General features: G+C 46.1%; 1 protein-coding gene. It reads right to left on the minus strand.

The features are described from left to right. Positions 1-147: 147 nt before the first annotated feature. Positions 148-2,664 (minus strand): glycosyl hydrolase, encoded by a 2,517-nt coding sequence (locus tag Q0081_RS28490; RefSeq protein WP_298361517.1) that lies wholly within the window; start codon positions 2,662-2,664, stop codon positions 148-150. Positions 2,665-3,224: the final 560 nt, after the last annotated feature.

Here is a 3,224-nt window from a genome sequence, read left to right on the forward strand (position 1 = left end):
AAAACAAAAAATCCCCGTCGGTAGTACCAACGGGGATTTATCTCTCTAACAGCCATAAAAACGAATACGATTATCTATCTAATCATCTTCTACGTAAAATTACGTTCGTTCGTGGCGGTTCGTTGCAAAACGTTGGTTAAAAAACGATTAATCTTTAAAATATTCCAATTTTACCTCTCCCAACAGCCCCGAAGGCATCGCTTGCCATTGACTTGCTTTGAAGGGTTTGTATTGGATATCTACAATGTTGGCGTCCAAAAACTTCTTCCAGTCGGGTTGCTGTGCATCGCGCAGGCGCATGTAGTTGGCAGAGAGGTTAGTGACTTCAATTTCAAGGCGATTTTGTGTCGGTTTCAATCCATTGGCAGGTATTTCCAAACGAAAAGGCAAACTCCACGCCGTACCGATTTTCTGACCGTTGATGGTTACATCAGCCACTTCACGAACATCGCCTAAGTCCAGAATCGCCTTTTTTCGGGTATTAAAACCATTGGGTAAATCAAACGTCAGAGTATACCGCGCTGTGCCTGAAAAATAACTTGCCGAATCGGAAAGAACAGCCCAGGAACCGAGCTTATTGAGCATAGTTGATTTGGGTAAATAAGGCTTTCCTTCCAAAAACTCCAATTTCCAATTGCCTTGCAGGGTAACGTCGGCGTTGTGAACGTCGGCGAGAACTGACCCGCGCCGGCGGACCGGTTTGGCGTTTTGAACCTCGCCGACGTTATTCCAAGCCTCGCCGACGTTGGCATCCAACCTCAAAAAGCAGGATTCGCCCGAAAGCAGTTTTAAATATACTTGAGTTTTTGCTCCTCCTGTTTTGAGGGGCAAAAGCGTACTTTTATCCGTCAACGGATTGTAAAGGCTGACACTTTTGGCCGACGTAGCCAACGTAATCCAACCTTCGCTGAACTTTTGGTCTTGGTTGGCAATGAAATAAACTACCTTCCCATTTTGCACCTTCCGAATGTATTTCAAGCCTTCCTTGGCCCACGTTTCCTGACGCAGATTCAGTCTTTCCAAGTCTTGAAGACTTGAAAAGACTTGAGTGTTCGTCCACGCTTGTCTCATTTTTTGGAAAGCCGCGTTGCGTTCCTGCTGTTGATAAAAACCCGTGGGTTGTGTTGGCAAGTGCTCCATAAATATCACTTTTACGCCCGATTTTGACAATTCATTCAACCGGGCGAGCGTTGCTTCCGGCATATACGTGACGGCAGGAACAATGATCGTTTTATATCTTTTGGTAGCCAACGACTTGAAGTGTTGCAATTGATTATCCGAAATAAAATCAAACGCAAAACCATTGTCCCAGAGCCATTCACTCAACTGCCCGAAAGGCAATTTCAACAACCACTTATCCACGTGATGCACTTCCAGAAGATGAATATTTCCACCTGCGCGTGCCTTGGTAGCCCACATATCATGAATCGGGAAATAGACCAGCAGGTCATCGTCGGACTGACTGTTTTGTAAAATCGTCTGACAACGTTCGATGTAGTGATTGAGTTGCGGATAATGTTTCCAAAAATGGGAATGTACACCGTAGTTGGTGGAAGCATAAAACAACCATCCGGGATATGGCTCATTTTCAGGGGTGTAGGTAGTGCCGTGGTAAAAAATATGGTTGATACCCGTCGTAAAAAGCTCGTCAATTTGAGGTTTGATTTGCGAAAGCGCTACTTTGAAGTGATTGGCCAACCACGTAGTACTTTCGGAACTGACCCATTTTTTGCCTGCCAAATGCGCGGTTGAACTCGCAAATTTCATGGCCAACGGATTGGGCGTTCCAAAACGGTCTACTTCGTATTGGTCGTCCACGCGCAGGCCTTTGATGGGAAAACGGCTGCTGCCAAACGATTCCGTTTCGGGAATATCGGAAGCTTCGTACAGATCCAGGAGGTTTCCGGGAGAGCCGTGGGCTTGATACCGAGTCAAAAACCCTTGTTTGCGCGACCAATCGGTCCATTTTTTTGCATAGTTTTCCAGAAGGAGTTCCGACAGGGTTTGGTGATAATCCATCTTTACCAAAGCAGTGGTGGTATCGGTAAAAGCCGCCCATTGGCTTTGCAGATCGTAGCCCCGACGTTTTTTAAATTCATTCAGAAAATCGTCCGTCCAATTGGCACCGTAGACTTCGTAGGAGTCGTTGTACATGGCGCGGGGACGGTCCTTAAAATTGGCAAAAGCCGAGTCAAATCGTTGTACATAATGCGGCATTGCCGTTGCTGAAAAGGGGTCGAGCACCGGACCTGCACCGCCGGGCGCGGCGCGTTTTACGGCCTGTTTGGTCAACACACTTTCCAATTTTCCGTTGGTATATTGCCACTTTTTAGCCGCAAATTTGGTCGACACGTTCGGGCCTCCAAAGGGCCAACCCGTACCCATGTCCACGCCCAAACCAAGGCGTTTTCCTTCGCGAACGGTATGTCCCAGCACTTCCATCCAACGGGGACTCAGGTACGAAATCGCTTGGTTTTCAAACCCTTTTACACCATAAATCGGAATGATGTGCACTCCTCCCAACCCTGCTTTGGCAAAATTTTCGAGTTGCCACGTAATGTCTTTTTCCGTAACAGTGCTGCCCATCCACCACCAATACGTCCACGGTTTGGCGGTGTTGGGGAAGACTTGGGCGGTCTCCTTTGGGAAGGTCTGTGGGGACACAGACCTTGGTGGTGGTGTCGTATTTTGGGCAAAAAGCAGAGGCGATTCCGCCAGTAATAAACACAAAAACAGCTTTATTATTTTCACTTGATTTTGGTTAGCTTGCAATGAGAAGATTGATTCCGACGCAAATAAATAAACAATCAGGAAGATACTCACCTTCACTCTCCTGTAAGAGTAAGTCTACATTTTTATAAATCGCTAATAAATAAATCCTTGCGCGTAAGGTGTGCCTGTCCAGCGTGATGCGCGCTTGCCTTGTGCGGCAGAAGCTTTGGACAGGCGGCTCTTCTTTTGGCGGTTCGCCGCTGCGATACTTTTCTTGGGCAATCGGAACGCCGAAGCGTCAAGAAAAGTAAGAGCTCACCAATTATATTTATCAATAGCACTAATCCGAATCGAACCACCGAAATGTCACAAATTTTTGACTATAGTCTAACCGTTATAGAGAACGACCGAACTTCTTGGAATCAAAACTAAAATAATTGCAATTTTGCGAAATGAAAAAGAAAGTAGAAATAAGCGAACCAGAACGATTGGCAAATTTCATGCATTCATTT

Origin of the sequence: Runella sp. (assembly GCF_027484545.1) — a bacterium.
Taxonomy (GTDB): Bacteria; Bacteroidota; Bacteroidia; order Cytophagales; family Spirosomataceae; genus Runella.